This is a genomic window from Alcanivorax sp. HI0083 (genome assembly GCF_001635175.1).
In genome coordinates, this window is sequence record NZ_LWFX01000684.1 from 1 (window position 1) to 313 (window position 313).

At 62.3% G+C, this 313-nt stretch carries 1 protein-coding gene; it reads left to right on the plus strand.

Annotation, left to right across the window (positions count from 1 at the left end; translation table 11 throughout):
- The coding region (locus A3754_RS06780) for a TonB-dependent receptor plug domain-containing protein (RefSeq protein ID WP_156496865.1) at positions 1–313 on the plus strand (313 nt) is incomplete at both ends.

Here is a 313-nt window from a genome sequence, read left to right on the forward strand (position 1 = left end):
CTCCGTTTCTGTGGGCGGCTCCATACCGGTCAACGAAAAGGTCTATGTGCGCGGTGTGGAAGAAACCGCCATGCTGGTCACCGTGGATGGCGCCCGGCAGAACAACAAGGTGTTCCACCACAACGCCACCAACCTGATCGACCCTTCTCTTCTGAAGTCCGCCAGTGCCGCCGCCGGCGTAGCCTCTGCCGATGACGGCCCCGGCGCACTGGGCGGCGCGCTGAAATACGAAACCGTGGATGTGGCCGATATGCTCGCCCCTGGTGATAACCTGGGTGGCTTCCTGAACGGCCGCTATGCCTCCAATGGCGAT